Source organism: Embleya sp. NPDC025285, assembly GCF_055558835.1.
Genome location: NZ_JBVHLU010000001.1, coordinates 59,192 through 86,019, shown reverse-complemented (window position 1 = coordinate 86,019; position 26,828 = coordinate 59,192). Strand labels below are relative to the sequence as shown.

The 26,828-nt window shown below is 71.5% G+C and carries 20 protein-coding genes; 4 read left to right on the top strand and 16 right to left on the bottom strand.

Features of this window, described 5'->3' with window-relative positions:
• Positions 1-39: 39 nt before the first annotated feature.
• From ACZ4FV_RS00330 to ACZ4FV_RS00315, 4 genes are all read right to left on the bottom strand, one after another.
• Complete coding sequence (locus tag ACZ4FV_RS00330) at positions 40-2,508, bottom strand: HAD-IC family P-type ATPase (RefSeq protein ID WP_395869284.1); 2,469 nt, start codon at positions 2,506-2,508, stop codon at positions 40-42.
• Positions 2,509-2,585: 77 nt separating this feature from the next.
• Positions 2,586-3,950, bottom strand: coding sequence for a M16 family metallopeptidase (locus ACZ4FV_RS00325; protein WP_395869286.1), 1,365 nt, complete (start codon positions 3,948-3,950; stop codon positions 2,586-2,588).
• Complete coding sequence (locus ACZ4FV_RS00320) at positions 3,947-5,266, bottom strand: M16 family metallopeptidase (RefSeq protein ID WP_395869288.1); 1,320 nt, start codon at positions 5,264-5,266, stop codon at positions 3,947-3,949. The genes ACZ4FV_RS00325 and ACZ4FV_RS00320 overlap by 4 nt, the downstream gene beginning before the upstream one ends.
• Positions 5,267-5,394: 128 nt before the next feature.
• On the bottom strand, positions 5,395-5,640 hold the full coding sequence (locus ACZ4FV_RS00315; protein WP_395869290.1) for a DUF2630 family protein: 246 nt from the start codon (positions 5,638-5,640) through the stop codon (positions 5,395-5,397).
• A gap of 250 nt (positions 5,641-5,890) precedes the next feature.
• Here ACZ4FV_RS00315 and ACZ4FV_RS00310 point away from each other — a divergent pair, with 250 nt between their 5' ends.
• On the top strand, positions 5,891-8,359 hold the full coding sequence (locus ACZ4FV_RS00310; protein WP_395869292.1) for a DNA gyrase/topoisomerase IV subunit A: 2,469 nt from the start codon (positions 5,891-5,893) through the stop codon (positions 8,357-8,359).
• An 87-nt stretch (positions 8,360-8,446) separates the two neighbouring features.
• Here ACZ4FV_RS00310 and ACZ4FV_RS00305 read toward each other — a convergent pair whose 3' ends face one another.
• Positions 8,447-8,920, bottom strand: coding sequence for an HD domain-containing protein (locus ACZ4FV_RS00305; protein ID WP_395869294.1), 474 nt, complete (start codon positions 8,918-8,920; stop codon positions 8,447-8,449).
• 114 nt (positions 8,921-9,034) lie between these two features.
• Here ACZ4FV_RS00305 and ACZ4FV_RS00300 point away from each other — a divergent pair, with 114 nt between their 5' ends.
• Positions 9,035-10,000, top strand: coding sequence for a sucrase ferredoxin (locus ACZ4FV_RS00300; RefSeq protein WP_395869296.1), 966 nt, complete (start codon positions 9,035-9,037; stop codon positions 9,998-10,000).
• Here ACZ4FV_RS00300 and ACZ4FV_RS00295 read toward each other — a convergent pair.
• The 3 genes from ACZ4FV_RS00295 to ACZ4FV_RS00285 form a co-directional block, all read right to left on the bottom strand.
• Positions 9,994-11,586 (bottom strand): solute symporter family protein, encoded by a 1,593-nt coding sequence (locus tag ACZ4FV_RS00295; protein WP_402229618.1) that lies wholly within the window; start codon positions 11,584-11,586, stop codon positions 9,994-9,996. The genes ACZ4FV_RS00300 and ACZ4FV_RS00295 overlap by 7 nt on opposite strands.
• 17 nt (positions 11,587-11,603) lie before the next feature.
• Complete coding sequence (locus ACZ4FV_RS00290) at positions 11,604-11,984, bottom strand: DUF485 domain-containing protein (protein WP_395869298.1); 381 nt, start codon at positions 11,982-11,984, stop codon at positions 11,604-11,606.
• Between the two features lie 380 nt (positions 11,985-12,364).
• Complete coding sequence (locus ACZ4FV_RS00285; protein WP_395869300.1) at positions 12,365-14,485, bottom strand: DNA gyrase/topoisomerase IV subunit B; 2,121 nt, start codon at positions 14,483-14,485, stop codon at positions 12,365-12,367.
• 386 nt (positions 14,486-14,871) lie between these two features.
• Between ACZ4FV_RS00285 and ACZ4FV_RS00280 the strand changes: the two genes are divergently transcribed.
• A complete protein-coding gene (locus tag ACZ4FV_RS00280; RefSeq protein WP_020555816.1) occupies positions 14,872-15,102 on the top strand; it encodes a DUF7455 domain-containing protein in 231 nt (76 codons plus the stop codon).
• A 133-nt stretch (positions 15,103-15,235) separates the two neighbouring features.
• Here the strand turns inward: ACZ4FV_RS00280 and ACZ4FV_RS00275 are convergent, their stop codons facing one another.
• From ACZ4FV_RS00275 to ACZ4FV_RS00250, 6 genes are all read right to left on the bottom strand, one after another.
• Positions 15,236-16,030, bottom strand: coding sequence for a S1 family peptidase (locus tag ACZ4FV_RS00275; protein WP_395869301.1), 795 nt, complete (start codon positions 16,028-16,030; stop codon positions 15,236-15,238).
• A 230-nt stretch (positions 16,031-16,260) separates the two neighbouring features.
• A complete protein-coding gene (locus tag ACZ4FV_RS00270) occupies positions 16,261-17,835 on the bottom strand; it encodes an RNA polymerase sigma factor (protein ID WP_395869303.1) in 1,575 nt (524 codons plus the stop codon).
• A gap of 258 nt (positions 17,836-18,093) precedes the next feature.
• The gene (locus ACZ4FV_RS00265) at positions 18,094-19,725 is read right to left on the bottom strand and encodes a SpoIIE family protein phosphatase (protein WP_395869305.1); all 1,632 of its coding nucleotides are present in this window, start codon (positions 19,723-19,725) and stop codon (positions 18,094-18,096) included.
• A gap of 225 nt (positions 19,726-19,950) precedes the next feature.
• Positions 19,951-20,805, bottom strand: coding sequence for a FadR/GntR family transcriptional regulator (locus tag ACZ4FV_RS00260; RefSeq protein ID WP_395869307.1), 855 nt, complete (start codon positions 20,803-20,805; stop codon positions 19,951-19,953).
• A 150-nt stretch (positions 20,806-20,955) separates the two neighbouring features.
• Positions 20,956-21,717, bottom strand: coding sequence for a hypothetical protein (locus ACZ4FV_RS00255; protein ID WP_465321462.1), 762 nt, complete (start codon positions 21,715-21,717; stop codon positions 20,956-20,958).
• Positions 21,714-23,324 (bottom strand): ABC transporter ATP-binding protein, encoded by a 1,611-nt coding sequence (locus ACZ4FV_RS00250; protein WP_465321461.1) that lies wholly within the window; start codon positions 23,322-23,324, stop codon positions 21,714-21,716. Before ACZ4FV_RS00250 ends, ACZ4FV_RS00255 begins: the two co-directional genes overlap by 4 nt.
• Before the next feature lie 189 nt (positions 23,325-23,513).
• Here ACZ4FV_RS00250 and ACZ4FV_RS00245 point away from each other — a divergent pair, with 189 nt between their 5' ends.
• A complete protein-coding gene (locus tag ACZ4FV_RS00245) occupies positions 23,514-23,966 on the top strand; it encodes a hypothetical protein (protein ID WP_402229416.1) in 453 nt (150 codons plus the stop codon).
• A gap of 70 nt (positions 23,967-24,036) precedes the next feature.
• Here ACZ4FV_RS00245 and ACZ4FV_RS00240 read toward each other — a convergent pair whose 3' ends face one another.
• Both ACZ4FV_RS00240 and ACZ4FV_RS00235 read right to left on the bottom strand, forming a co-directional pair.
• Positions 24,037-24,744, bottom strand: coding sequence for an NUDIX hydrolase (locus tag ACZ4FV_RS00240; protein WP_395869314.1), 708 nt, complete (start codon positions 24,742-24,744; stop codon positions 24,037-24,039).
• Positions 24,745-24,861: 117 nt separating this feature from the next.
• Positions 24,862-26,805, bottom strand: coding sequence for an amylo-alpha-1,6-glucosidase (locus ACZ4FV_RS00235; protein WP_402229419.1), 1,944 nt, complete (start codon positions 26,803-26,805; stop codon positions 24,862-24,864).
• Positions 26,806-26,828 lie beyond the last annotated feature (23 nt).

Here is a 26,828-nt window from a genome sequence, read left to right as displayed (position 1 = left end):
GTGCGGGCCGGGCCGATGCCCGACCCGCACCCGATGCGCCTACGCGGCCACCTCGCTCGCCAGGCGGCGCTTGTTCCAGTACGCGACGATCTCCAGAAGCACTCCGGCGGCCACCGCGAGGCCGACCGCGGTCCACGGCATCCGCGTACCGACCAGCTTGAGTTCGAAGAAGTCCTGGAGCCATGGCACCGAGATCACCGTGGCGAACCCGGCACCCATCACCAGCACCAGCGCTATCCGCCACCACGTGTACGGACGGGCGATGATCGCGAGCACCCACAGGCCGACCAGGAACAGCGTCAGCGTCGCGATCGACGTCTCGGCCGTACGGGTGGCGTCCGTCGCGCCGTAGTACGAGCGGGCCAGCAGGTACGCGGTGAAGGTCGCCGTGCCGGCGATCACCCCGGAGGGGCCCGAGTAGCGCAGCACCCGCTTGACGAAGCCGGGACGGGCGCGTTCCTTGTTCGGCGCCAGGGCCAGGAAGAACGCCGGGGTACCGATGGTGAACCAGGCCAGCAGGGTCAGGTGCCGGGGCAGGAACGGGTAGGGCACGTTGGCGATCACGACCAGGATGGCCAGCAGCACCGAGTAGGCGGTCTTGGTCAGGAACAGGTTGGAGACCCGCTCGATGTTGCCGATCACCCGGCGGCCCTCGCCGACCACCGACGGCAGCGTCGCGAAGCTGTTGTCCAGCAGCACGATCTGCGCGACGCCCTTGGTGGCCTCGCTGCCCGAGCCCATCGACACACCGATGTCGGCGTCCTTGAGCGCGAGTACGTCGTTGACGCCGTCGCCGGTCATCGCCACGTTGTGCCCGCGCGACTGGAGGGCGGCGACCATGTCCCGCTTCTGCTGCGGGGTGACCCGGCCGAAGACCGTGTTGGCCTCCAGCACGTCCGCCAGCTCGTTCTGATCGGTGGGCAGCGTGCGCGCGTCCACCGGGTGTTCGGCGCCCTTGATGCCGAGCTTGGCGGCCACCGCGCCGACCGAGATCGCGTTGTCGCCGGAGATCACCTTGGCCGCCACGCCCTGATCGGCGAAGTAGTCCAACGTCGCGCCGGCGTCGTGCCGCAACCGCTGCTCCAGCACCACCAGCGCGGCGGGCGTCACGTCGGCGCCGTCCGGGCCGCCGACGAGGGCGTCCACGGTGTCCGCGAGCGGGGCGTCGGTGCGGACCAGCATCAACACCCGCAGGCCCTGTCCGCCCAGCCGTTCGGCGTCGGCGAGCAGTTCGCCGTGCGCCTGCGTGGTCACCAGCACCTCGGGGGCGCCGATCAACCACGTGGCGCGGGCACCGGCCACCTCGAACGTCGCGCCGCTGTACTTGCGCGCGGACGAGAACGGCACGCTCTCCACCGAGGTCCAGCCGTGCTCGGCCGGGCACTCGTCGATGATCGCGGCCAGGCTCGCGTTCGGGCGCGGCTCGGTGGTGCCGAGCGCGCCGAGCGCGGAGCGCACCGGCAGGCCCTCGGCCAGCTCGCGCACCTCGGCGACGTTCATGCCGCCCTCGGTGAGCGTGCCGGTCTTGTCCAGGCAGACCACGTCGACCCGGGCCAGACCCTCGATCGCGGGCAACTCCTGGACCAGGCACTGCTTGCGCCCCAGACGCACCACACCGACCGCGAACGCCAGCGAGGTGAGCAGCACCAGGCCCTCGGGGACCATCGGCACGATGCCCGCGATCATCCGGGTGACGGCCTCGCGCCAGGTGGTGTCCTCCAGCCGGTACTGGCTGATGATCAGCGCGATCGAGGCCGGGAACAGGATCCAGGTGACGTACTTGAGGATCGTGCTGATCCCGTTGCGCAGTTCCGAGGCCACCAGCGTGAACTTGCTGGCCTCCTCCATGAGCTGCGCGGCGTACGCCTCGCGACCCACCCGGGTCGCGGTGAACGCGCCGTTGCCGGCCACCACGAAGCTGCCGGACATCACCGGGTCGCCCGGGCGCTTGATCACCGGGTCGGCCTCGCCGGTGAGCAGCGACTCGTCGATCTCGAGGTTGTCGGCCTCGACGACCACGCCGTCCACCGCTGCCTTGTCGCCCGCGCCCAGCTCGATCACGTCGTCGAGCACGAGGTCCGAGGGGGACAGCGCGACGGCCCGCCCGTCCCGGCGCACCACCGGCTTGGACTCGCCGATCACCGCGAGCCGGTCCAGGGTGCGCTTGGCGCGCATCTCCTGGATGATCCCGATCCCGGTGTTGGCGATGATCACGAAACCGAACAGGCCGTCCTTGACCGACCCGACGGACAGGATGATCAGCCACAACACGCCGATGACGGCGTTGAACCGGGTGAAGACGTTCGCCTTGACGATCTCGGACGTCGAGCGACTGGAGCGCACGGGAACGTCGTTGACGTCGCCCCTGGCGACCCGTTCCGCAACGTCCGCGGCGGTCAGTCCGACGCCGAGCGGCACGGGGGCATCGCCTTGTTTCCCGTCGGGTCCGTCGACCGGCGGAATGGCTGTCGTCTCTCCGGGCCCGGCGCCCGGCAACGGCTGAGTCATGGGTCTACGTTAAGTGCCCCGGGAGATCGCGGTTGGCGGTGGGCCGCCCGTTGGGATCCGCCCACCGCCGCACGCGCCTATTCGACGACCGTGACCGGTCCGATTTCGAGTGCTTCCAGCGGCTCGCGGATCTTGTCCGCGTCGCCCACCAGGACCACCACGAGGTGCTCGGGGTCGAACGCGGCGGACGCCGACGCGGCGGCGTCCTTGGTGGCCACGTCGGCCAGCCGCAGGTAGAGCTCCGGCAGGTAGTCGTCCGGGAGCCGCTCGGCGGCCATGTCCGCGAGCGAGTCGCACACCGCGCGCGGCGTCACGTACTTCAGCGGCGCGACGCCCACGATGCTCTGCACCGCCGCGTCCCGCTCGACGTCCTCCAGGCCCTCGGCGGCCAGCGTGCGCAGCACGGTGACCAGGTCCGCGACGGCCGGCCCGGTGACGTCGGTCTCCACCGAGCCGTGGATCGCCAGCAGCGAGCCCACCGGCAACGACTGGTTGCCCGCGCGCACGCCGTAGGTGTAGCCCTTCTCCTCGCGCAGCACCCGGTCCAGGCGCGAGGTGAGCGTGCCGCCCAGGCAGTACGTACCGATGGTCAGGGCCGGCCACGAGGCGTCCTCGCGGCCCGGTCCGGTGCGCCCGACCAGCAGTTGCGTCTGCACGCTGCCCGGCCGGTGCACGATCAGCACCCGGGCGTGGTCGTCGGCGAGCACGGGGGCCGGTCGCGAGGGCTCGGCCGGCTCCGCGTGCCAGGTGCCGATCGTGCGCTCCAGCACACCGGTGACGTCCACGCCCTCGAAGTCGCCGACCACGACCAGGGTGGCGGTCTGCGGACGCACGTGCGCCGTGAAGAAGTCCCACACGGCCGTGCGGTCCACCCGCGCGACGCTCTCCGAGGTGCCGGCGCGCGGCCGGGACAGTCGCACCGAGGGGTCGAACAGCGTCGCGCTCAGCGCGAGCGCCGCCCGCCGGGGCGGACTGGCCAGCTCGTGCACGATCTCGTCCAGCCGCTGGCGCACCAGCCGGTCCACCTCGTCCGCCGGGAACGCCGGCGCCCGGACCGCGTCCGCGAGCAACCCCAGCGCCCGCTCCAGGCGCGAGGCCGGCACATCCAGCGCGACCCGCACGCCCGGATGATCGGCGTCGGTGTCGATCGTCGCGCCGCAGCGCTCCAACTCGGCGGCGAACTCCTCGGCGCCCATCTTGTCGGTGCCCTCGGTGAGCGCGCGCGCCATGATGGTCGCGACGCCCTCGCGCTCGGTCGGCTCGGCGGCCAGCGGCGAGTCGAGCACCAGCTCGACCGCCACCACCTTCTGGCCGGGTCGGTCCACGCGCAGCACCGCGAGGCCGTTGCCCAGCACCGAGCGCTCGGGCGCGGGGAAGGTCCACTCGCGGGCCGGGCCCGCGCCGGGGCGCGGGTGGAACACCATCTCGCCGGTCTGGGTCACGCGACCTGCTCCTCGTTCTCGTCCGCGTCGTCGGTCGGTTCGTACACGAGCACCGCACGGTTGTCCGGCACCAGGCGCTCGGCGGCGACCGCCCGCACCTCCTCGGCCGTGATGTCCAGCAGCCGGTCCAGCGCGGTGAACGCCAGGTTCGCGTCGCCGAACAACGTCGCGTAGCGGCACAGTTCGTCCGCCCGGCCGCCGGCCGTGGCCATCGTGTCCAGGTAGGCCCGCTCCAACTGGGCCTGCGCACGTTCGAGTTCGGCCGGGGTCGGACCCTCGGCCGCGAACCGCGCGAACTCCTCGGCCAGCGCCGCGTCGATCGCCCCGACCGCGCCCGACCCGGACGCCTTGACGTCCAACATCGCCACCGACGCGGTGCCGGACAGGCGCATCAGGCCCACCCCGGCGTAGATCGCCAGCTCGTCGTGCCGCACCAGCCGGGTGTTCAGCCGCGAACTCTCCCCTTCGCCGAGCACGGTCAGCGCGATGTCCGCCGCGTCCGCGCCCCGGGTGCCGTCGGCCGGCATCCGGTACGCGGCCATCAGGGCCGGCGAGGGCACCTCCTCGTGCACCGTCTCGCGCACCTCGGCGCCCAGGACCGGCGGCAGCGTGCCGTCCGCGGGCACCGGCTTGCCGTCGTGCGCGGGGATGGTGCCGAAGTACTTCTCCACCCAGGCCAGCGTCTGCTCGGGATCCACGTCGCCGACGATCGCGAGCACCGCGTTGTTGGGCGCGTAGTAGGTCCGGAAGAACGCCTGGCAGTCCGCGAGCGAGGTGGCGTCCAGGTCGGCCATCGAGCCGATCGGCATGTGGTGGTACGGGTGGCCCTCGGGGAAGGCCATCGCCACCAGCCGCTCCCACGCGGTGCCGTAGGGCACGTTGTCGTAGCGCTGCCGGCGCTCGTTCTTGACCACGTCGCGCTGGTTGTCCAGGCTCTCCTCGGTCAGCGCCTTCAGCAGCCCGCCCATGCGGTCCGCCTCCAGCCACAGCGCGAGTTCCAACTGGTGCGCGGGCATGGTCTCGTAGTAGTTCGTGCGCTCGAAGCTGGTGGTGCCGTTGAGCGAACCGCCCGCGGACTGCACGAACTCGAAGTGCTCGTTGCCGTGCACGTTGGCCGAACCCTGGAACATCAGGTGCTCGAAGAGGTGCGCGAGGCCGGTCCGCCCGGGCCGTTCATGCCGTGAGCCCACGTCGTACCAGAGGCAGACGGCGGCCACGGGGTCGACGTGGTCCTCCGAGAGCACCACGCGGAGCCCGTTGCCGAGGGTGTGCGTGGTCGCGGTGAACCCCAACGATGCAGTCGCCGGTCCTGCCATATGCCCAACCGTCCTCTCCTGGAGAGTGACCGCCGCGCCGGCGGCCACCCTCACCCTAACGACGCGCGGTGCCCGTTCGACTCCCGCTTTCGGGCTGTTCGCGATCGGCGAAGCCCGCCCGCGGACGACTACTGCTGATAGCCCTCCACCTCGCGCGCCGGCCGCGCCGCGGCCGTCGCCGGGTCCCCGCCGGCGTCCCGCAATGCCTGACGCTGCCTCAGCAGGTCCCAGCACTGGTCGAGTTCGGCCTCCACCTCGGCCAACCGGGCATGCTCCTCACCGGACGAGATCACGCCTTGCGCAAGTTGGTCCCGCAGGGCACGCTCCTGCTCGACCATGTCGGTGATGCGTTCGCGGATCTGCTTGTCGTCCATCGGGAAACCCTTCGTTCTTCCTGCTCGGACGGCGGCCGGAGAGTGCGGCACAACCGTGGGCCAAGAAGCTGTCCTTCCCTCCTCGCACGGCCCTCAAGCACGCTGTCACCCGGGTCGATGCACTCACATGTCGCACCGGCGCGTCACAATGGGCACGCCGTGCGGGCCGTCCCCGGCCGCGCCGCCCTCGGGCGGACACGGGAGACACGGCCCGGCGCCGGCCCGAAGAAGCAAAGGAGCAACGCCGCGCATGGCCCGCCGTAGTACGAAAACTTCCGGTCCGCAGCCACCGGACGACTTCGAGGAACGCATCCTCGACATCGATGTCGTCGACGAGATGCAGGGCTCCTTCCTGGAGTACGCCTACTCGGTCATCTACTCGCGGGCACTGCCGGACGCCCGCGACGGGCTCAAGCCCGTGCATCGCCGCATCCTGTACCAAGCCGCCGAGATGGGCCTGCGCCCGGACCGGGGGTACGTCAAGTGCGCCCGCGTCGTGGGCGAGGTGATGGGCAAGCTGCACCCGCACGGTGACGGCCCCATCTACGACACCCTGGTGCGCATGGCGCAGCCGTTCTCGATGCGCCTGCCGCTGATCGACGGCCACGGGAACTTCGGCTCGCTCGGCGGCGACGACCCGCCCGCCGCGATGCGATACACCGAGTCCCGGCTGTCCTCGGCCGCGATGCTGATGGTCGACTCGATCGACGAGGACGTCGTCGACTTCGGCCCCAACTACGACGGCCAGGAACAGGAACCGGGCGTCCTGCCCGCCGCGTTCCCGAACCTGCTCGTCAACGGGGCGTCCGGGATCGCGGTCGGCATGGCGACCAACATGCCGCCGCACAACCTGGTCGAGGTGGTCGCCGCCGCGCGTCACCTGATCCGACACCCCACCGCCACACTCGACGACCTGATGCGCCACGTCCCCGGCCCCGACCTGCCCACCGGCGGTCGGATCGTGGGCCTGGGCGGGGTCCGCGACGCGTACGAGAAGGGCCGCGGCACCTTCAAGATCCGCGCCACCGCGACGGTCGAGTCGGTCACCGCACGCCGCAAGGGCATCGTGGTCACCGAGTTGCCGTACAACGTCGGCCCGGAGCGGGTGATCGCCAAGATCAAGGAGTTGGTGCAGGCCAAGAAGGTCCAGGGCATCGCGGACCTGAAGGACCTCACCGACCGCTCGCACGGCCTGCGTCTGGTCATCGAGATCAAGAACGGGTTCAACCCCGAGGCGATCCTCCAGCAGCTCTACAAGCTGACGCCGATGGAGGAGACCTTCGGCATCAACAACGTCGCGCTGGTCGACGGCCAGCCGCTCACGCTGGGCCTGAAGGAACTGCTCCAGGTCTACGTGGACCACCGCTTCGAGGTGGTCCGCCGGCGCAGCGAGTTCCGGCGCCGCAAGCGCCAGGAGCGCCTGCACCTGGTCGACGGCCTGCTCGTCGCGCTGATCGACATCGACCGCGTGATCGAGCTGATCCGCTCGAGCGACAACTCGGCGCAGGCCAAGGAACGTCTGATGGAGACGTTCTCGCTCTCCGACATCCAGGCGTCCTACATCCTGGACACCCCGCTGCGCCGGCTCACCCGGTTCGACCGGATCGAACTGGAGGCCGAGCAGGAGCGCTTGCGCGCCGAGATCGCCGAACTGACCACCATCCTGGAGGACGACAAGCTGCTCCGGAAGGTGGTCTCGGACGAATTGGCCGCGGTGTCCAAGAAGTACGGCACGCCGCGCCGCACGGTCCTGCTCGAATCGGCGGACGTGCCCGCCGCGGCCGTTCCGCTCCAGGTCACCGACGCGCCGTGCACCGTGCTGCTGTCCTCGACCGGCCTGCTCGCCCGCACCTCCACCGGCGGCCCGCTGCCGCCCGAGGGGGCCAGATCCAAACACGATCTGGTGGTGTCCTCGGTCGCGGCCACCGTGCGCGGCGAGGTCGGCGCGGTCACCAGCACCGGCCGGCTGCTTCGGATCAACGTGGTCGACCTGCCCTCGCTGCCGGAGACCGCGACCGCGCCGAACCTGGCCGGCGGCGCACCGCTGTCCGAGTTCGTCTCGCTGGAGTCGAACGAGCGACTGGTGTGCCTGACCACCCTGTCCGCCGACTCCCCCGGGCTCGCGCTCGGCACCGCGCAGGGGGTGGTCAAGCGGGTCGTGCCGGACTATCCGGCGAACAAGGACGACCTGGAGGTGATCACGCTGCGCGAGGGCGACGCCATCGTCGGCGCGGTCGAGTTGCGCACCGGCGAGGAGGACCTGGTCTTCATCACCGACGACGCCCAGTTGTTGCGTTTCCAGGCCTCGATGGTGCGCCCGCAGGGCCGCCCGGCGGGCGGCATGGCCGGGATCAAGCTCGGCACCGGACAGTCCGTGCTCTCGTTCACCGCGGTGGATCCGGGCGCCGACGCGATGGTGGTCACGGTCGCCGCCTACAGCGGGGACGCGCTGTTCGGCTCGGAGTACGGCACCTGCAAGGTCACCCCGTTCGCCGAGTATCCGCGCAAGGGTCGAGCCACCGGCGGGGTGCGCTGCCAGCGCTTCCTCAAGGGCGAGACCACGCTGCGCCTGGCCTGGGCGGGCCGGGCACCGATCCGCGGCTCGGACGCGAAGGGAGCGCCGGTCGAACTGCCCGCCCCGGATCCGCGCCGGGACGGCTCCGGCACGCCACTGGTCAAGCATGTCGAGGTGGTCGGCGGCCCTCCGGGCACCGTCTGAGCCGGCCCCGCACACCGAGGCCCCCGCGGCGTCCCTCGCCGCGGGGGCCTCGTCCCGTTCGATCGCCGGCCGAGCCGGCCTCGTTCGTCAGCGCGCGGCGAACTCCTCCAGGAGCTCGATCGAGCGCGTGTACTTGTGCCGCAACCGCACCTGCGTCGCCGCGTCGAGTTGCCCGAGTCGGGCCTCGGAGCGGTTGTCCGCGATGTCCGCCCGCTTGACCACGAGCGCGATCGGGTCCGCCGCCGCGCGCTCGATGCTGACCTCCAGCGGTTCGCCGGGCAGCTTGGACAGCGCGATCACCGCGGCCACCACCCGCTCCGGCACACCGGCGGCGCGCAGATCGTCCGCACCCACCGGTGTGTCCTCGATCACGTCGTGCAGGACCGCCGCCATCTGCGTGTACGTGCCCTCGACCTGCCGCATCACCCGCAGCGGGTGCGTGATGTACGGGTGACCACCCTTGTCCAACTGACCGTCGTGCGCGGCCCTGGCGAGCGCCACCGCGTCGTCCAACGTGAAGCCGGCTATCGCCGCTCTCCCGTCGGGCCGTCCCTGGGGCATGGCCGCCTCCCATCGTTACCGTGTGCAACAACCGTACCGGGATCATCGGATCCGGGCGCTCGGGGCGGGGCCGATCGGGCCGATCGGCAAGTGAAAGCTATACGGTGCACAGTCGTGGAAACCTGCGTCTTTCTTTCGCACGAACTCGCCGAGCCGATGGCCGGCACCGCTCCGACCACGCGCGGCTGGCTGCTGGTCGAGCACCCCGGACCGTGGGCCGCGAAGGCCCTGACCGGCAGTCGCGGGCTCGACGACGGGGTGGGCCGGCAGCTGGACGAGCGCGCCGGCAGGGCCGGTTTCCGCGCCGCCCTCATCCGCCGACCGGACCAGGCGGGCCGGCGACCGGACGAGGCGAACCCCCGGGCCGACGACGCGGGCGGCCCGGCCGACGCGGGCACCGCCTCCGACGGACCGCGGACCGTCTTCCTGGCCTGGACCGAGCCCGGCGGCACCTGGCTGCGCCGGTTGCGGGTGGCCGGCGCCGCCGACCTGCTCACGCTCGACCTCGCCGCGCTGGCCGGACCGGCCGAGCCCGCACTGGGCGAACCGGTCGCCGAGCCGCTGATCCTGGTCTGCACGAACGGCAAGCGCGACCGGTGCTGCGCGGTCGAGGGCCGCCCGCTGGCCGCCGCGCTCGCCGCGAGCCTCCCCGAGGCCGCCTGGGAGGTCACCCACCTGGGTGGGCACCGATTCGCCCCGACCGCCATCGTGCTGCCCCAGGGCTACCTGTACGGCCGCCTGGACCCCACCTCGGCCCGCGCCGTGATCGCCGCCGCGCGCCGCGGCGAGATGTTGCCGGACCGGTGCCGGGGCCGGGCCACCTACTCCCGGGCCGGTCAGGCCGCCGAGCTCGCGGTCCGCACGGACTGCGGCGAGCGCCGGGCCGACGCGCTGTCGGTGTACGACGAGCGGGCCGAGGACGACGGCGGGTGGACCGTGCGGGTCGACCACACCGACGGCCGCACCTGGACCGTCGCGGTGGACGCACGCCGGGAGGCCCCCGCCCGGCCGGAGAGTTGCGGCAAGGACGAGGGCCTCCCGACCAGCATGCGGGCCCGGCTGTTGACGCACCGTCAGTAGGCGCCCGCCCCGGTCAGCGAACGGACCTCCATCTCGGCGTACTTGGCGGCGTCCGCCTCCTCGTCCGAGCGCAGCGTGCCGATCCAGCCGCACAGGAAGCCGATCGGAATCGACACGATTCCCGGGTTCTCCAACGGGAACCAGTGGAAGTCGATCCCGGTCACCAGCGGCGTCTTGCCGCCGGAGACCACCGGCGAGAACAACACGAGCACCAGCGCCGAGCCGAGCCCGCCGTAGATCGCCCACACCGTGCCGTTGGTGTTGAACCGCCGCCAGAACAGCGTGTACAGCAGCGTGGGCAGGTTCGCCGACGCGGCGACCGCGAAGGCGAGGGCGACCAGGAACGCGACGTTGAGCTTCTGCGCGGACAGGCTCAGCCCGATCGCGATCCCGCCGATCACGATCGCCGAGATCCGGGCGGCCCGCAGTTCGCTCTTCTCGTCGGTCGCCTCCTTGCGGATCACGTTCGTGTACAGGTCGTGCGCGAAGGACGCCGAGGAGGCCAGGGTCAGCCCGGCCACCACGGCCAGGATGGTCGCGAACGCGACCGCCGCGATCACCGCGAGCAGCACTACGCCGCCGAACGTGTCCGGCCCGCCGCCGAGTTCCTCCGCGAGCAGCGGCAGCGCGGTGTTGCCCGCCGCGTTCGACTTGCGGATCTTGTCCGACCCGAGCACCGCCGCGGCGCCGAACCCGAGCACGATGGTGAGCAGGTAGAACGTGCCGATCAGCGCGATCGCCCACATCACCGAGTGCCGCGCGGCCCGCGCGGTGGGCACCGTGTAGAAGCGCACCAGGATGTGCGGAAGTCCAGCGGTGCCCAGCACCAGCGCGATGGCCAGGCTGATGAAGTCCAGCCGACTGGTCAGGTTCTTGCCGTACTTCAGACCCGGCTCGAGGAACTGCTGTCCGTGGCCGCTGGTGTGCGCGGCGGTGTCCAGCAACTCGTCGAGGTCGAAGTGGAAACGCAGCAGGACCAGGAACGTCATCAGGATCGCGCCGCCGAGCAGCAGCACCGCCTTGACGATCTGGATCCAGGTGGTGCCCTTCATCCCGCCGAAGGTCACGTAGACCACCATCAGCGCGCCCACGCCGACGATCGTCCAGGTCTGCGCCGAGCCGCCGCTGTCCCCGAGCAACAGCGCGACCAGCGTGCCCGCGCCGACCATCTGCGCGATCAGGTAGAAGATCGAGACCACGATCGTCGCGGCGCCCGCCGCGGTCCGCACCGGCTTGCGGCTCATCCGGAACGCGACCACGTCGGCCATCGTGAACCGCCCGCAGTTGCGCACGAGTTCGGCCACCAGCATGAGCACGACCAGCCACGCGACCAGGAAGCCGATCGAGTACAGGAAGCCGTCGTAGCCGAACAGCGCGATCAGTCCGGCGATGCCCAGGAACGACGCCGCCGACATGTAGTCGCCCGCGATCGCCAGCCCGTTCTGGGAGGCGGAGAACTCCCGCCCGCCGGCGTAGAAGTCGTTGGCCGTGCGGTTGTTCCGGCTGGCCCACACGGTGATGCCCAGCGTGATCACCACGAAGACCACGAACAACAGGCCGGTCAGGCCGCGGTGGCCGCCGGCCACCGCGAGGTACGCACCGTTCACCGGAACATCTCCTGGGTCTCCCAGCGCAGGTTGAGCGCCGCCCGGTCACGCTTGCCGCGCGCGTTGCGGGCGTACGACCACGTGATCAGGAAGGTGCTCGCGAACTGGAGCAGACCGAAGGCCAGCGCGACGTTGAACGCGCCCAGGATCCGGTGCGCCATGAAGTCGCGCGCGAACGTGGACGCGAACACGTAGAGCAGGTACCACCCGAGAAACGCGAGCGACATCGGGAAGACGAAGTCTCGATAGCGCCGCCGGATCTCCTGGAACTCGGGGCTCGCCTGCACCCGCAGGTAGATGTCCGCGCGCGGATCCGGCTCCGGGTCGCCGATCGGCACACCCCGGGTGGGTGTGGGTCGGTACGAACTGGTCGTCACCGTAGCTCTCCTCGTCGATCGCCGAACCGCGCGGCTGTGTCCCGACGCCGAGCGCCCTGGACAGGCGTTCGACGGGACCGGTTTTCAGCATGGTCAGCGGGCGCGGGCCGCACGGCCAGGTTCTGCACAATTCACCTGTACGGATGAACCGCCGGCACGGCCGCACTCCTGGCTCCGCCATGCGTCGTGGAATCGCTTGGCCAACGAGATCCCGCGCCCCGCCGACACGGGAGACCGGCCGGTCACACGCCAATGAGTGACATTCGTCCTTCTATCGCAGATATACGGACCGTTTGGCCCTGATGTCCTGACCATGAAAAAACGCCGGGCCGGAGGGACGAATCCCTCCGGCCCGGCGTATGCCCGGGTGTCCGGTTCGCTCAGACGTCGATCCGCGAGCGGTCGAGCAGCGACGCGGAGTTGGTGATGAACTCCTTGCGCGGCGCCACCTCGTTGCCCATCAGCAGGTCGAACACGCGCTCGGCCGCCTCGAGGTCGCCGAGGTTGATCCGGCGCAGCGTGCGGTGCCGGGGATCGACCGTGGTCTCCGCGAGCTGATCGGCGTCCATCTCGCCCAGACCCTTGTACCGCTGGATCGGGTCCTTCCAGGCGATGCCCTTGCGCTGGTACTCCAGCAGCGTGCGCTTCAGCTCGGCGTCCGAGTACGTGTAGACGTACTTCTCCTGGCCCTTCTTGGGCCGGGACAGCTCGATCCGGTGCAGCGGCGGGACCGCGGCGAAGACCCGGCCGGACTCGACCATCGGACGCATGTAGCGCTGGAAGAGGGTGAGCAGCAGGCAGCGGATGTGCGACCCGTCGACGTCGGCGTCCGCCATGAAGATGATCTTGCCGTAGCGGGCCTGGTCGATGTCGAAGGTGCGCCCCGAGCCCGCACCTATGACCTGGATGATCGCGGCGCACTCGGCGTTCTTGAGCATGTCCGAGACGGACGCCTTCTGCACGTTCAGGATCTTGCCGCGGATCGGCAGCAGGGCCTGGAACTCCGAGTTGCGGGCGAGCTTGGCGGTGCCGAGCGCGGAGTCGCCCTCGACGATGAACAACTCGCTGCGGTCGACGTCGTCACTGCGGCAGTCGGCCAGCTTGGCCGGCAGCGCCGAGGTCTCCAGGGCCGTCTTGCGCCGCTGGGCCTCCTTGTGCTGCCGCGCGGCGATCCGGGTGCGGGCCGCCGAGACGACCTTCTCCAGGACGGCGCGGGACTGCGCCTTGTGGTCGCGCGCGGTAGAGGTCAGGAACGCCTTGAGTTCCTTGGCCACCACGTTCTGCACGATCCGCGCGGCGGCCGAGGTGCCCAGCACCTCCTTGGTCTGACCCTCGAACTGCGGCTCGGCCAGCCGCACGGTGACCACGGCGGTCAGACCCTCGGTCGCGTCGTCCTTGGTGATGTCGTCCTCGGCCACGCGCAGCAGCTTGGTCGAGCGCAGCACGTCGTTGACCGTACGCCGGAGCGCCTGGTCGAACCCGGCGACGTGGGTGCCGCCCTTGGGCGTGGCGATGATGTTGACGAAGGAGCGCAGGGTCGAGTCGTATCCCGTACCCCAACGCAGCGCCACGTCCACACCCAGTTCGCGCTGCACCTCGGTGGGCACCATGTGGCCCTGCTCGTCGAGCACCGGCACGGTTTCCTTGAACGTGCCGGAGCCGGTGAAGCGCAACACGTCGCAGAGCGCGCGGTCGGGAGCGAGGTATTCACAGAACTCGCTGATCCCGCCGGAGTAGTGAAATACCTGTTCGTCCGCTTCGCCCGGATTCGCACCATTACGCTCGTCGCGAACAACGATCGTGAGTCCGGGCACCAAAAACGCGGTCTGCCGGGCTCGCGAGTGGAGCTGCTCCAGGTCGAGCGCGGCGTCCTTGAGGAAGATCTGCCGGTCCGCCCAGTAGCGGACCCGGGTCCCGGACTTGGCCTTGGAGATCTTCTTGATCTTGCGCAGTCCGTTACCGGCGCTGAACGGAGCGTCCGCGCCGAGGGTGGCGAACTCGCCGGGCACGCCGCGGCGGAACGAAATGGCGTGGGTGTGCCCGCTCCGGTCCACCTCGACGTCGAGTCGGGCGGACAGGGCGTTGACCACGGAGGCGCCGACGCCGTGCAGGCCGCCGGACGCGGCGTAGGAACCGCCGCCGAACTTGCCGCCTGCGTGCAGCTTGGTCATGACGACCTCGACACCGGACAGGCCGGTCTTGGGCTCCACGTCGACGGGGATACCGCGACCGTTGTCCCGAACCTCCACCGAGCCGTCCGCGTGCAGGAGCACCTCGATCCGGTCTCCGAAGCCCCCGAGGGCCTCGTCCACCGAGTTGTCGATGATCTCCCACAGACAGTGCATCAGGCCCCGACTGTCGGTGGAGCCGATGTACATGCCGGGCCGCTTGCGGACCGCGTCAAGGCCCTCGAGAACGAGGAGATGCCGCGCGGTGTAGTTCGAGTGGTCGGGCTCGCCCGCCAGGAGCGCGGTGGACTGCGCGGTCGTCTGGGCGGTCACGCGGTGCAACTCCTCGCATGTAGTCGCGTAGTCGGATCGCCGCGAACGCGTCGATCCGTGCGGCGCGTCGGCGGTGCTCCGAGCCCGCGAAAACGGGCCCTGTGATCACCTTCGTCGCGCCGGAGAGCAAGGCTACCGGGGCCGGAAGACAGCCCGGCGACGGCTCGCCGCCGCATCCTAGCCGGCATCCGAACACATCTTCGACCACCCGATCGGGTGGCCGGCATGAACCGTACGCGCACAGGGCACGTCCTATGCACAAGGAATGAGTTGCAGAAGGGGTGTGCCGAGAAGCTGTTGAACATGACACGATCACCCCGGGAACGTTCGAGGCTGATTTGATGTTGGACATCGATGAAGGCTTCGTCGAGTAGAGAAGAGGCGACGTGAATTCGGTTCTGACACCCGCCAGTCCGTTGACGGCCGCCGACCGTTGTGATCGGTGCGGCGCCCAGGCATACCTTCGGGTAGTCCTTTCCAGCGGCGGCGAACTGCTGTTCTGTGCGCACCACGCCCGTAAGTTCGAGCCTGAGCTTCGGAAGGTGGCCGTGGAGATACAGGACGAGACCGACCGCCTCACGGCGGTCCCCGTTACCGCACCGGACGACGACAACTGACCAGACAGCCGACCCTCTGAGATCCCGACGAGCAGACATCGCGCCGATGGCGGCCACCGCGAGGTGGCCGCCATCGGCGTCTGTCGTCGTCACCCGCGAGGGCGGTCGGCGCCCTCGCGGTCCGTGATATCCCTCACAATCCGGCGGCATCCCGGATGTCCCGGGCGAACGCGGCGACCCGGGTGTACACGCCCGGTTTACCCGCCAACGCGCATCCCTCACCCCACGAGACGATCCCGGCGATCCGACCCGCCACCAGAAGCGGCCCGCCGCTGTCGGCGCTGCACGCGTCCTTGCCGCCCAGTCGCTCTCCGGCGCACACCATCGCGGCGGCGTCATAGCTCCCGAATCGTCCGCCGGGGTACGCCGTGCGACAGGTCGCGTCGGACACCAGCGGCACGGTGACCTGGCGCAGTGTCGAGGAGTAGTCGCCTCGACCCGTGGTGTCACCCCAGCCCACCACGGTCGACGCGGTCCCGCTCGCGTAGACGTCCGCGTCCTGTTCCACCATCGACGCGACGCCCGTGCCGAGCGGCTCGTCGAGGGTGAGCACCGCCCAGTCGCCGGAGATCAGGCTCGGATCGAAGTTCGGGTTCACGTACACCTCGCCGACCACCACCTCGCGGCCCTGTTTGGTGCGCAGGTCGGTCCGACCCTGGATCACCTTCAGATCCGCGCGGTCCTCCCGCTTGCCGTTCGCGTCGTACATGCAGTGCGCGGCCGTCAGCACCTTGGTCGGCGCGATCAGCGTGCCGCCGCAGAACTGCCCCGATCGCGCGGAGCCGTACTCGGCGCGACTGGAGAGGGCCACGGCGAACGGATAGGTCGCGGTGTCCGCGGGGCTGCCGCCGACCACCGCGCGCGGGGGCCCCGAGGGCGAGGCCGCCGTCAGGACCGCCGCCAGGGCGACCGCGGCGAGCGCGGCCATCGATCCTCGTGTGTACCGCCGGAAACTGCTGCGTCTGTTCCGCTCGGGCGCTCGCACCATCATGGGGAACCTCTCGCCGGCTACCGTCAGGTAGAAGCCGGTGCCCCAGCGTGGCTCTCCGGAATCCTCACTCCGGGCGAACGGGTGATTTCACTCGGAAACGCACACACGAAGGCCCCGGATGGTGTATCCGGGGCCGGTGACCTCCACGCACGGTGCGGCGATCCCGCTCAGTCGAGGTAGTCGCGCAGCACCTGGGAGCGGGACGGGTGGCGCAGCTTGGACATCGTCTTCGACTCGATCTGGCGGATTCGCTCACGGGTGACCCCGTAGACCTTGCCGATCTCGTCGAGCGTCTTGGGCTGACCGTCGGTGAGCCCGAAGCGCATCGACACCACGCCCGCCTCACGCTCGGAGAGGGTGTCGAGCACCGAGTGCAACTGCTCCTGGAGCAGCGTGAAGCTGACCGCGTCGGCGGGCACCACGGCCTCGGAGTCCTCGATCAGGTCGCCGAACTCGCTGTCGCCGTCCTCGCCGAGGGGGGTGTGCAGGGAGATCGGCTCGCGGCCGTACTTCTGCACCTCGATGACCTTCTCCGGGGTCATGTCGAGTTCCTTGGCCAGTTCCTCCGGAGTGGGCTCGCGGCCCAGGTCCTGGAGCATCTGGCGCTGCACGCGGGCCAGCTTGTTGATCACCTCGACCATGTGCACCGGGATGCGGATGGTCCGCGCCTGGTCGGCCATGGCCCGGGTGATCGCCTGGCGAATCCACCAGGTGGCGTACGTGGAGAACTTGTAGCCCTTGGTGTAGTCGAACTTCTCCACGGCGCGGATCAGACCCAGGTTGCCCTCCTGGATCAGGTCCAGGAAGAGCATGCCGCGACCGGTGTAGCGCTTGGCGAGCGAGACCACCAGGCGCAGGTTCGCCTCCAGGAGGTGGTTCTTGGCCCGGCGGCCGTCCTCGGCGATGATCTCCAGTTCCATCCGGAGTTTGGGGGGCAACTTGTCGCCGGAGCCCAGCTTGTCCTCGGCGAACAGGCCGGCCTCGATCCGCTTGGCGAGGTTGACCTCCTGCTCGGCGTTGAGCAGCGGGACCTTGCCGATCTGCTTGAGGTAGTCCTTGACCGGGTCGGCGGTCGCGCCCGCCGCGGCGACCTGCTGCGCGGGGGCGTCGTCCTCGTCGTCGGAGAGGATGAAGCCCTTGCTCTCCGGCTCGTCGGGCACCGCGTCCTCGACCACGACCTCGGACTCGTCCGGCAACTCCTCGGCGTCCGCGTCGGGTTCACCGGCCTTGCCGGCCGTCTTCTTCGCGGCGGCCTTCTTCGGCGCGGCCTTCTTGGCGGTGCCGGCGGCGGCGGTCTTCTTCGCGGCGCTCTTGCGCGGCGCGGCGGGCGCCGCTGGAGCGGCCTGGGCGACGGCGGTCGGCGCGGGGCTCTCGTCGGGCGTGACCGGTTCCGCGTCCGCCATCACGGTGACCGCGGTGGAGGCGCGGTTGGAGACGACGGTCTTGGTCGCGGTGCGCTTGGCGGCACTCTTGGCCGCCACGCTCTTGCGGGTGCGCTTGGGCGCCGCCGAGTCCGCGGCACTGACCATGATGGTCACACCCTCCTGGTCGAGGACCTGGTTGAGGCTGCGCAGGACGTTCTTCCACTGGGTGGCCGGAATCTGGTCGGCCTCGAACGCCTGGCGCACCTCGTCGCTGGCGATGTACCCCTGGGCCTCACCCCGCTCGATCAACGACTTCACGTTGACGAATTCGGCGATCTCGGGCGGGAGCGAACGGGATGTGCTGGCCGACACAAACAACCTCTCGACGATCTGGACGGCGTCACGGCCTGGTGAACAGGCAGGCGCCGCCAAGCGAACGACACTCGGGCGGACAGCGTGGTTCCGGCAAACCGGTTGCACTCGAAGTCAGCGCATCGGCTTGTTTTGCTATTCCCGAACGGCTGCCACCTTCGTACTCATCGGGCCAGGCGGAGAAGTGTTACGCACCCATTCGGTGGCGCAGCTCACACGATTCCCTCTTGCGGCGCGCGCCACACCCTGTGTGAGGGATCCGACTCATACGTCCCCGGTGATCCGCACCCCCAGGATGGTCACATCGTCGTCCCGGTCCCGGTCGCCGAGCAGTCCGTCCAGGATGCTCGTCAACAGCGCCTCCAGGCCCCCGTTGGCCCCCCGGGCGACCTCCACGAGGTCGTCCAGGCCCTCGTCGATGCCGCGTCCGCGGGTCTCCACGAGACCGTCCGAGAAGCCGATCAGGATGTCTCCCGGATCCAGTCGGATGGTGTGCTGCGTCCGATGTTCGGCGACTCCCAGCGGCGTCGACTCCTCGCCGATCTCGACGAGTTTGGCCTTGCCGTCGGCGGAGACGACCACCACCGGCAGGTGCCCCGCGTCGGCGAGGACGAGCAGCCCGGTCGCCGGGTCGATCACGGCGTACACCAGCGTGGTGAGAGACTCGTCGTCCTCCGTCGCGGTGAACAGCCGGTCCAGGCCGGTGAGTACGGCGGCGGGCTCGGGGTCGGTGAAGGCGAGCGCGCGCAGCGCCGAGCGGACCCGGCCCATGCCGGCCGCCGCGGTCAGGCCCTTGCCGATCACGTCGCCGACCACGATCGCCACCCGCTTGTCGGGCAGTTGGAACACGTCGTACCAGTCGCCGCCGACCTCGAAGTCGGGCGCCCCGGGCAGATAGCGGTAGCCGAACTCGACGCCGCGCACCGCGGGTAACCGCTCGGGCAGCAGGCTGCGCTGCAGGGCGACGGCCGTGCGGTGCTCGCGTTCGTAGAGCCGGGAGCGCTCGATGGCGAGCGCGCACTGCCCGGCGAACGCCTCGAGGAAGATCCGGTCGTCCGGGTCGAACGCGCGTCCGTCGTCGAAGGTGTAGCGCAGCACGCCCAGCGGCGCGCCGGAGCCGACCAGCGGCAGGATCACCCGGGAGGCGCCGGGACCGTGGTGGGAGACGTACCGGGCGATCCCGTCGGTCACCGCGGCGACCAGGTCCGCCGACCAGTGCGCGGGCAGGCCGCGCCGACGGGTGACGGTGCGCTGCGCCGGCACGTTCGGCCATGGGTACACCGGCGCCGTCTCGTCCAGCAGATACGCCTCCGAGCGGGCCGCGGCGATGCCGATGCCGAGTTCGCCGACCGCCTCCTCCACCTCGGGCACCCGGAGCGTGCCGGCGATCCGCGCGGTCATCGCCTGGAGCCTGGCGGTGCGCCACTGGCTGGAGCGCAGCAGGTCCTCGCAGCGCCGCTGCTCGGTGATGTCGCGCACCACCAAAAGCACGCCGAGCACCGGTCCGGTGTCCTCGACCGGGTCACGCACCGGCAACCACTGCGACTCGTACGCCCGTTCGCGTGCGTCGCCGCGACTGGAACCGACCCGGTCGGCGGGATCGCCGTGGTCGCGGCTCACGTGTGTCTCGACGTACGGTTCGCCGCGGGTGAGCACCCGGGTCATCGTCGCCTCGATCCGGCGCGCGCGGGCCGGCGGGTAGACCTCACCGGGACGTCGGCCGAGCAGGTCCTCGACCGAGAGCCCGGCCAGCCGGGCGAGCGCGCCGCTGACCCGCCGACAGTGCAACCGCCGGTCGTAGAACGCGAATGCCGTCGATCCCTGGCTGGTCAAGGTGGCCAGCAGCGCCGCGTCGAGCACAGCGGGCCGCTCGCATCCGACCTTGTCGTCGTTCATTGCCTCACAACCCCACCTGTTGGCAACTCCGAGCCGGCGAGTCAGATATCGAGAGTACGCACGCGAACCCCCTCACCGGGAGGATTGGCCTGAACTCTCCGTACGTCGCCAAATCGGGCGGGTCGGACATACGCGCGCCCCTTCGTCGACCCGTACGACGGGCCGGCGAAGGGGCGATGCGTGCGTGTCCTCGGTTCCGGCAGGCACTGCGCCCTCGGCCGCCGATCAGCCCTCGCGGGGAGCGGGGAACTGGCGGTCCACCTCGGGATGTACGGCCAGCAGCGAGCGCATGGCGGCCTCGGCACTCTCGCCGTCGCCGGCGGCGACCGCGTCGACCAGGCGCGCGTGCAGCGCCACGGACGCCTCGGACAGGTGCTCGCAGCCGGCCACGTGGCCACCGGACACCTGGAGCGCGGCGGCCAGGATGCCGGCGAGGTGATCGAGCATGCGGTTGCCCGCGACCTGGAGCAGCAGGCCGTGGAACTCCGCGTCGGCGCGGCTGAAGGTCAGCGGGTCGGGCTGGGCGACCGCTCGCTGCATGATCTCCACGACGTCGGCGAGCCGGCGGACGATCTCGGGGTGGTTGCGGCACGCGGCCATGTGCGCGGCCAGCGGTTCGATGCCCCAGCGCAGTTCGAAGAGTTCGCGGCGCTGCGAGTCGCGTTGCGGGCCGCACGCGCGCCACTCGATCACGTCGGGGTCGAGCAGGTTCCAGTCGCTCACCGGGCGCACCCGGGTGCCGACGTTGGGCCGGGCGCTGACCAGGCCCTTGGCCTCCAGGACCCGGAGCGATTCGCGCACCACGGTCCGGGAGACCTCGAAGCGCTGGCCGATCTCCTCGGGCACCAGCGGGCGTTCGGCGCCCACCTCGCCCGCGACGATCATCTGGCCGAGTTGCTGGACGAGTTGGCCGTGCAGGCCGCGGCCTCGGCCGACGCCGGGTTTGCGCACGGCACGGGCCGGTTCGAGGTCGGGTCCGTCCCACACGTACGGCCGGCGGGACATCGGGTCGGTGCCGGCGGCGCCCGGCTCGCCGGCGCGGAACGCGTCGGCCGAGCCGCTCGCCGGGGCGTGGGTCATTGTCTGATGGGCAGCGATACTCACGCTCTCCATCTCGGCCTCGAACGGGTCGGGCTTGAGCAGCAAACCCGCTCTCGGCTGAAAAACACACGAAAGGGTGATCTACCTTGCGGGTCGATCGTCCGAAAGTGTGACGTCCGTCCGGAGCGCTCAGGCCCGGCGACGCACGAAGGTGATCAGCGCGAGCACGGTGACCACGAGGGTGACGCCGGCCAGCACCGCGCCACCCGTCACCGGCGACAGCCCGCCACCGTCGGAGACGACGAGCATGCGGTCGGCGGCGCGGAACGGGAGGTAGCGCACGAGGTCCCGATACGCCTCCGGGACTCCGGCCTCGATCGCCGCCGCGATCAGTCGTTCGGCCCCGGCGGGCAGCGCCGCGGCGGCGACCGCGATCAGCGCGGTGCCGCGCGAGAGGGTACCGATCGCCAGGCCCAACACGGCGGCGAGCAGCACGTAGGCGACGAATCCGGCCAGGATCCGGGGTGCGGGTGCCTCGATCGCCGCGCGGTCGGGGAAGGCGGGGCCGAACACGGCGCGGGCCGTGCCGACGCTCGCGCCCACCGCCAGAGCCGCGAGCACGACGGCCGCGAGCGCGGTGCCGACCACCTTGGCCAGGAACACCCGACCGCGTCGGGGCAACGCGAGCAGCAATGTCGGCAGCGCGTCCCGCCGTTGCTCGCGCGCGCAGGCGAGCGCCGTCATCAGCATGATCGCCGGGACCAGCACCGGCGTTCGGCCCGGACCCGCAGTGACCAGGTGGGCCACCTCGCCGGAGCCGATCGGGACGGCGCCGGCCTGGCGGGCCGCCACCCAGGTCGCGCCCGCGCCGAGCGCGAGCAGGCCCAGCAGGCCCCACCAGGTGGCGCGCAGGGTGCGGGCCCGCGTGAGTTCGTATCGGATCGCGCTCATGCGCTTCTCACCTCGTCGGTCTGCTCGGCGCGCCCGGCGGAGCGCCAGGTGCGGGCGAATCGGCGCCTGGGCGGCAGTGCGGCGGCGGGCTCGCCGGAATCCGGCTCGATCCCGACGCCGGCACCGACGCCTCCACCGGCGCCGACCCCGTCGGCGATCGTGTCCATTCGGCGCGAGTGTGCCGCGCCGTCCGGCGCGGCCTGCGGGTCGGCGCGACGGTCGATGTCGTGGTCGGCTTCCTGGGCGAAGCCGCGGTCGAGGCCCTGGTGCGGCTCGGTCGAGGCGGCGCACGCGGCGCCGGGGCCGGCTTCCGGCGCGGCGTACGCTCGCGGGTCTGCGCGCCGGGGTTCGGCCGGAGCCGCCGCCTGGGCCTGCCGCGTCGGCCGGGGTTCCGGGTGTCCCGGCAGGGCGGGGTGGGGCTCGGCCGGTGACGGTTGTGTCGGTCCGGGTGGTGTCGGTCCGGGTTGCGTCGGTCCGGGCCGGGGCGATCCCGGCTCGGCTTCGAGGTCGACGCGGCCGTCGACAAGAGGTGGCGGGTCGGGCCGGGTCAGGGGTTCCAGGAGTACCGTCGCCGTGGTCGTCGCCGGGTTCACCCCCGCCACACGGGTGGGGTCGGCGCCGGGGACGGCGAGTTCCTCGGTGGGCCGGTCCGCCGAGACGGTCTCGACCGGCGGCTCGACACCGGCCCCGTCGGCGTCGGCGTCGGTCCGGACGCGCTCGCGCCGCTTGGTGATCACGTCGATGAACGCGTCGCCCACCCCGGGCTCGCGTTCGGCCAACTCGTGCAGCAGGATCCCGCCGCGGAAGGCGATCTCGCCGACTCGGGCCCGGTCGGCGCCGAGCACGGTGAGCGTGGTGCCGCCGGGGCGGGTGGTGTGCACACCCTCGGCCCGCAGCAGCGCGGACAACCGGGCGACCTGCGGAGTGCGCACGGACACTCCCTCCCGCACGCCGCGGCGCAGGAAGTCGGTCGCCGACTCGTCCGCGACCAGGCGACCTCGACTGATCACCAGGACCCGGTCGGCGCACCGCGCGGTCTCGGCCAGGATGTGCCCCGCGACCAGGACGGTGCGGCCCTCCGCCGCGTAGGCGCGCAGGAAGTCGCGCAACCAGCGCAGCCCCTGCGGGTCCAGGCCGGTCGCGGGTTCGTCCAGGATCAGCGTGCCCGGGTCGCCGAGCAGGGCCGAGGCCAGCGCGAGTCGGCCGAGCGCCCCCGCCGAGAGCACCCTGGTCCGGGCCCCGGCCACCGGGGTCAGCCCGACCAGGTCGAGCACCTCGTCCACCCGGCGGGACGGGATCCGGCCGGCCGACGCGAGCATCGCCAGGTGCGCGCGCACCCGCCGGCCCGGATGTGCCCCGCCGGCCCCCACACACGCGCCGACCTCGGTGCCGGGTCGGCGCAGCCCGCGGTAGCGCCGACCGTCGTACCGGGTCTCGCCCCCGCCGCGTTCGAGATCGAGCATCAGCCGCAGCGCGGTCGACTTGCCCGCGCCGTTGGGCCCGAGCAGTGCCGTGACCCTGCCGGGGAGTACGTCGAAGGACAGGTCGTCGACGGCCACGATGCCGCCGTATCTCTTGGTCAGCGCACGTGCCTGGATCATCGCCATCGCCATCGCTCCTCGTCACCCCGGCTGCGGGAGATCTATGGATCTTTGGCAACATATCTGCGAAACCACAATTTTCCCGGCATTTACTTGCATATCGGCGAGCTGCGGAAAAGTCCGCCGAACCTGGACAGGCTGCCGGGTCCTGGAGGACCATCGAAATACCGCCGAGTACCGCCTCTGGAGGTCGGCATGTCTCTTCCCGATCCGGGCGTCCTGGACGCCGTCCGCCGCAGGCGGGGCGACCTCGACGACGCGTTGTTGATCGTCCGTGACGGTCTGGTCGCCGACCAGGCGGGCCCGCGTCGGGTGGCCGCGTTGTGCGCGGGGCTGCGGCAGTTGCGGGCCGATCTGTACGAACACGTCGCGGCCACCGAAGGCCCCGGCGGCCTCTACGAGGAGGTGCGCCACGCGGATCCCCGGTTCGAACCCGCGGTGTGGCGACTGCGGGGCGAACACGCCCGGCTGGGTGTGCTCCTCGACGACCTGGTCGCGGGGATCGCTCAGGGCGCGCAGGACACCGGGGGCTGGCCGGCGCTGCGCCCGCGTGTGGTGGAGTTGCTCGCGCTGCTCGGCCGACACCGCAGCCGCGACGCGCAACTCGCCTACGACGCGGTCGGGCTCGACCTGGGCGGCCAGGGTTGAACGAGCCGGGGCCGAACGAAATCGTGGGATGAACGCGTCGGTGGCGCGAGGGCGGATCGGGCCCGTCCGGTCAGGCCTCGGGGCGCAACATCGGCGGGTTGAGCTTCTCCGCGGAGCCGCGGCGGAACAGTTGGGCCGGCCGGCCGCCCTGGCGGGTGGTGGTGCCACCGGTGGGCACCAGGAAGTCGGGGGTGCCGGTGACCTTGCGATGGAAGTTGCGCGGATCCAGAGCCACGCCCCACACCGCCTCGTAGACCCGACGCAGCTCGCCGACGGTGAACTCCTCGGGGCAGAACGCGGCGGCCAGCGAGGAGTATTCGATTTTGGAGCGGGCCCGTTCGACGCCGTCCTCCAGGATCCGTCCGTGGTCGAACGCGAGCCGGCTGCCGTCGCCGAGCAGTTCGCCGACCGAGGACCAGCGCGCGCCGGCCGCGTCGCCGCCGGGGCGCGGGGCGGGCAGATCCGGGGCCAGCACCAGGTAGGCGACGCTGACCACGCGCATCCGGGGGTCGCGACCGGGGTCGCCGAAGGTGGCGAGCTGCTCCAGGTGCACGGGCAGTCGGTCCAGGCCGGTCTCCTCGGCGAGTTCGCGTGCCGCGGCGGCCTCCAGGCCCTCGCCCTCGCGCACGAAACCGCCCGGCAGTGCCCACGCGCCCTGGAACGGCGGCTCGCCCCGGCGGATGGTCAAGGCACTCAGGGCGTGCTCGCGCACCGTGAGGACCACGAGATCCACGGTGACTCCGAAGGGCGGAAAGATCGAGGTCTCGGAGCGCGGCATGGGGCGATCCTAGTGCCCGGAGGGCACTAGCTGTCTGGCTGACGATAAAACGGATTCCGGAAGGTCGGCACACCGCGCGCAGGCGGGTGGTGGCGTCGCGTCACCGGGCGGGCCGGTTCAGATCGCCAGTTGCATGCCCGCCGCCGCCTCCTCCACGATCGCCTGCCCGGCCCGGTTGACCCGGACCGTGAACGGCTCGCCGCCGACCCGCAGATCGCGCAGTTCGAGTTCGCCGACGTCCAGCGCGCCGGCGGGCCGCACGGTGATCCGGCCCGCCGGCGCGTCCGGGCGGATCCCGGCGAAGGCCACCAGGACCGGCAGGATCGCTCCGGCCGCGCGCGCCAGCGGGCGACACGCCAGAGGGTGCGCCACCGGAGCGTGGCCGTCCACGCGCTGTTCGCCCGCGTGCATCTCCGGCAGCCGGTACTGGAACCACGGCGCGGCGTGCAGCAGGCCGGCGAACAGCCGCTGTGCGGCGTCGAGATGGCCCGCCTCGGCCAGCCCCGCGGCGGCCACGCAGGTGTCGTGGGCGCGCACCACGCCGCCCAGGGTGCCGAGCGGGTGGTAGCCCGGGGTCCGGGCCGAGGTGGCCCGCAGCCCCCATCCGCAGTCCAGGTCGGGCGCGGTCAGGCGCTGGGCCACCGCCCGGTTCCCGGTGTCGTCCAGGATGCCGCTGCCGGGCAGGTGGGCCATCGCGGACGAGGCCACGGTGATCGGTCGGCCGGTGGGATCCAGCGCCGCGGCGTAGAACTCACCCGCCGCGTCCTCCGCCCGGAACGCCTTGCGGAAGGCGACGCCGAGGTGCTCCGCCCGCTCGCGCAGCGCGCCGCCGCCCGGCAGGTCGTACGCGTCCAGCAGAGCCGCGCCGTGCCACGCGGCCTGGTAGGTCTGGGCCTGGAGTTCGCACGGCGCGGGTCCCTCGGGACCGAGTCGCACGAAATCGCCGGGTCGCTCGCCCAGCGTGCGCGACAGGTGCCCGAGCGCGCGGACGAGCGCGGGCAACAGCGCGGTGGTCTCGGCGGCCGGCAACCCCCAGCGCCAGGCCTCGCCGAAGAGCGTGACGAACAGCGCGGTCGAGCCCGCGCAGTCGTAGCGTGGCCGCTCGCCGACCCGGCCCAGAAAGTGCGGGATCCGCCCGGGCTCCTCGCCGTCGCGCGGTTGCGAGCGCACCCCTTGGCGCGCGGCCAGCAACCGCAGCACGCCGCTCGCGAAGCGGGTGCCCAGCGGCAGCAACATCCGGGCGGTCCACAGCGCGTCGCGCCCCGTGGGGGCCAGTTGCCACGGCGCGCCGGCGGTGGGCATCGGCGCGGTCGGCAGATCGGAATCGGGAACCACGAGCAGTGCCCGCAGGTCGCGCAGCCCCTGCTCGACCCAGGCCGCGACCCGCACGTCGTCGCAGCGCACCCGGGGTTCGGTCCACGGCGGTTGCCCCACGAAGGCGCGTGGACCGGGTCGGCCGGGTGCCGGCTCGGCGATCACCCGCAGTTCGACCGCCCACGAGCGGGCCGGCTCCAGGTCCACCTCCCAGCGCAGCGTCGCGGTGGCGGCCAGCGCGGTGTCCGGCGCGGGCTCGGCACTCGCCCGCACGGTCATTCCGTCCGGCGCGCTCCACCCCAGGCCGGCCGCGGCCACCCGGGCGGGCAACTCGACCGATCGATGTCCGGCCCGCAGCGCGGCGAGCGGGATCAGGTCGGTGCCCAGGGCCAGTTCGACCGGGAAGCACAACGCGCGGCGGCCGGTGTTGCGCACCACGAGCCGCTCGCGGCCGTCGGCGTACCGGGTGCGCTCGACCACCAGCGCGGGGTCGGGTGTGCCGTCCGCGGCGAACCGGCGCATCGCGAGGTAGCGCACCGCACCCGCCGCGACCACGTGCCCGGACAGCGGTTCGGGTTCGATACCGCCGATCGTGAGCACGTTGCGCGAGAGCGTGCGCCGCCCGTCGTGGTAGATGCCCGACACGCCCTGCCCGCGCAGTTGTCCGTCGCGCCCACTGATCGCCATGCCGGGCGCGTCCACACAGACGAGTGCGTCGTGCGCGACGGGGTGGGGAATCGTGCTCACGGTCACCGCTCTCGTCTCCCGCT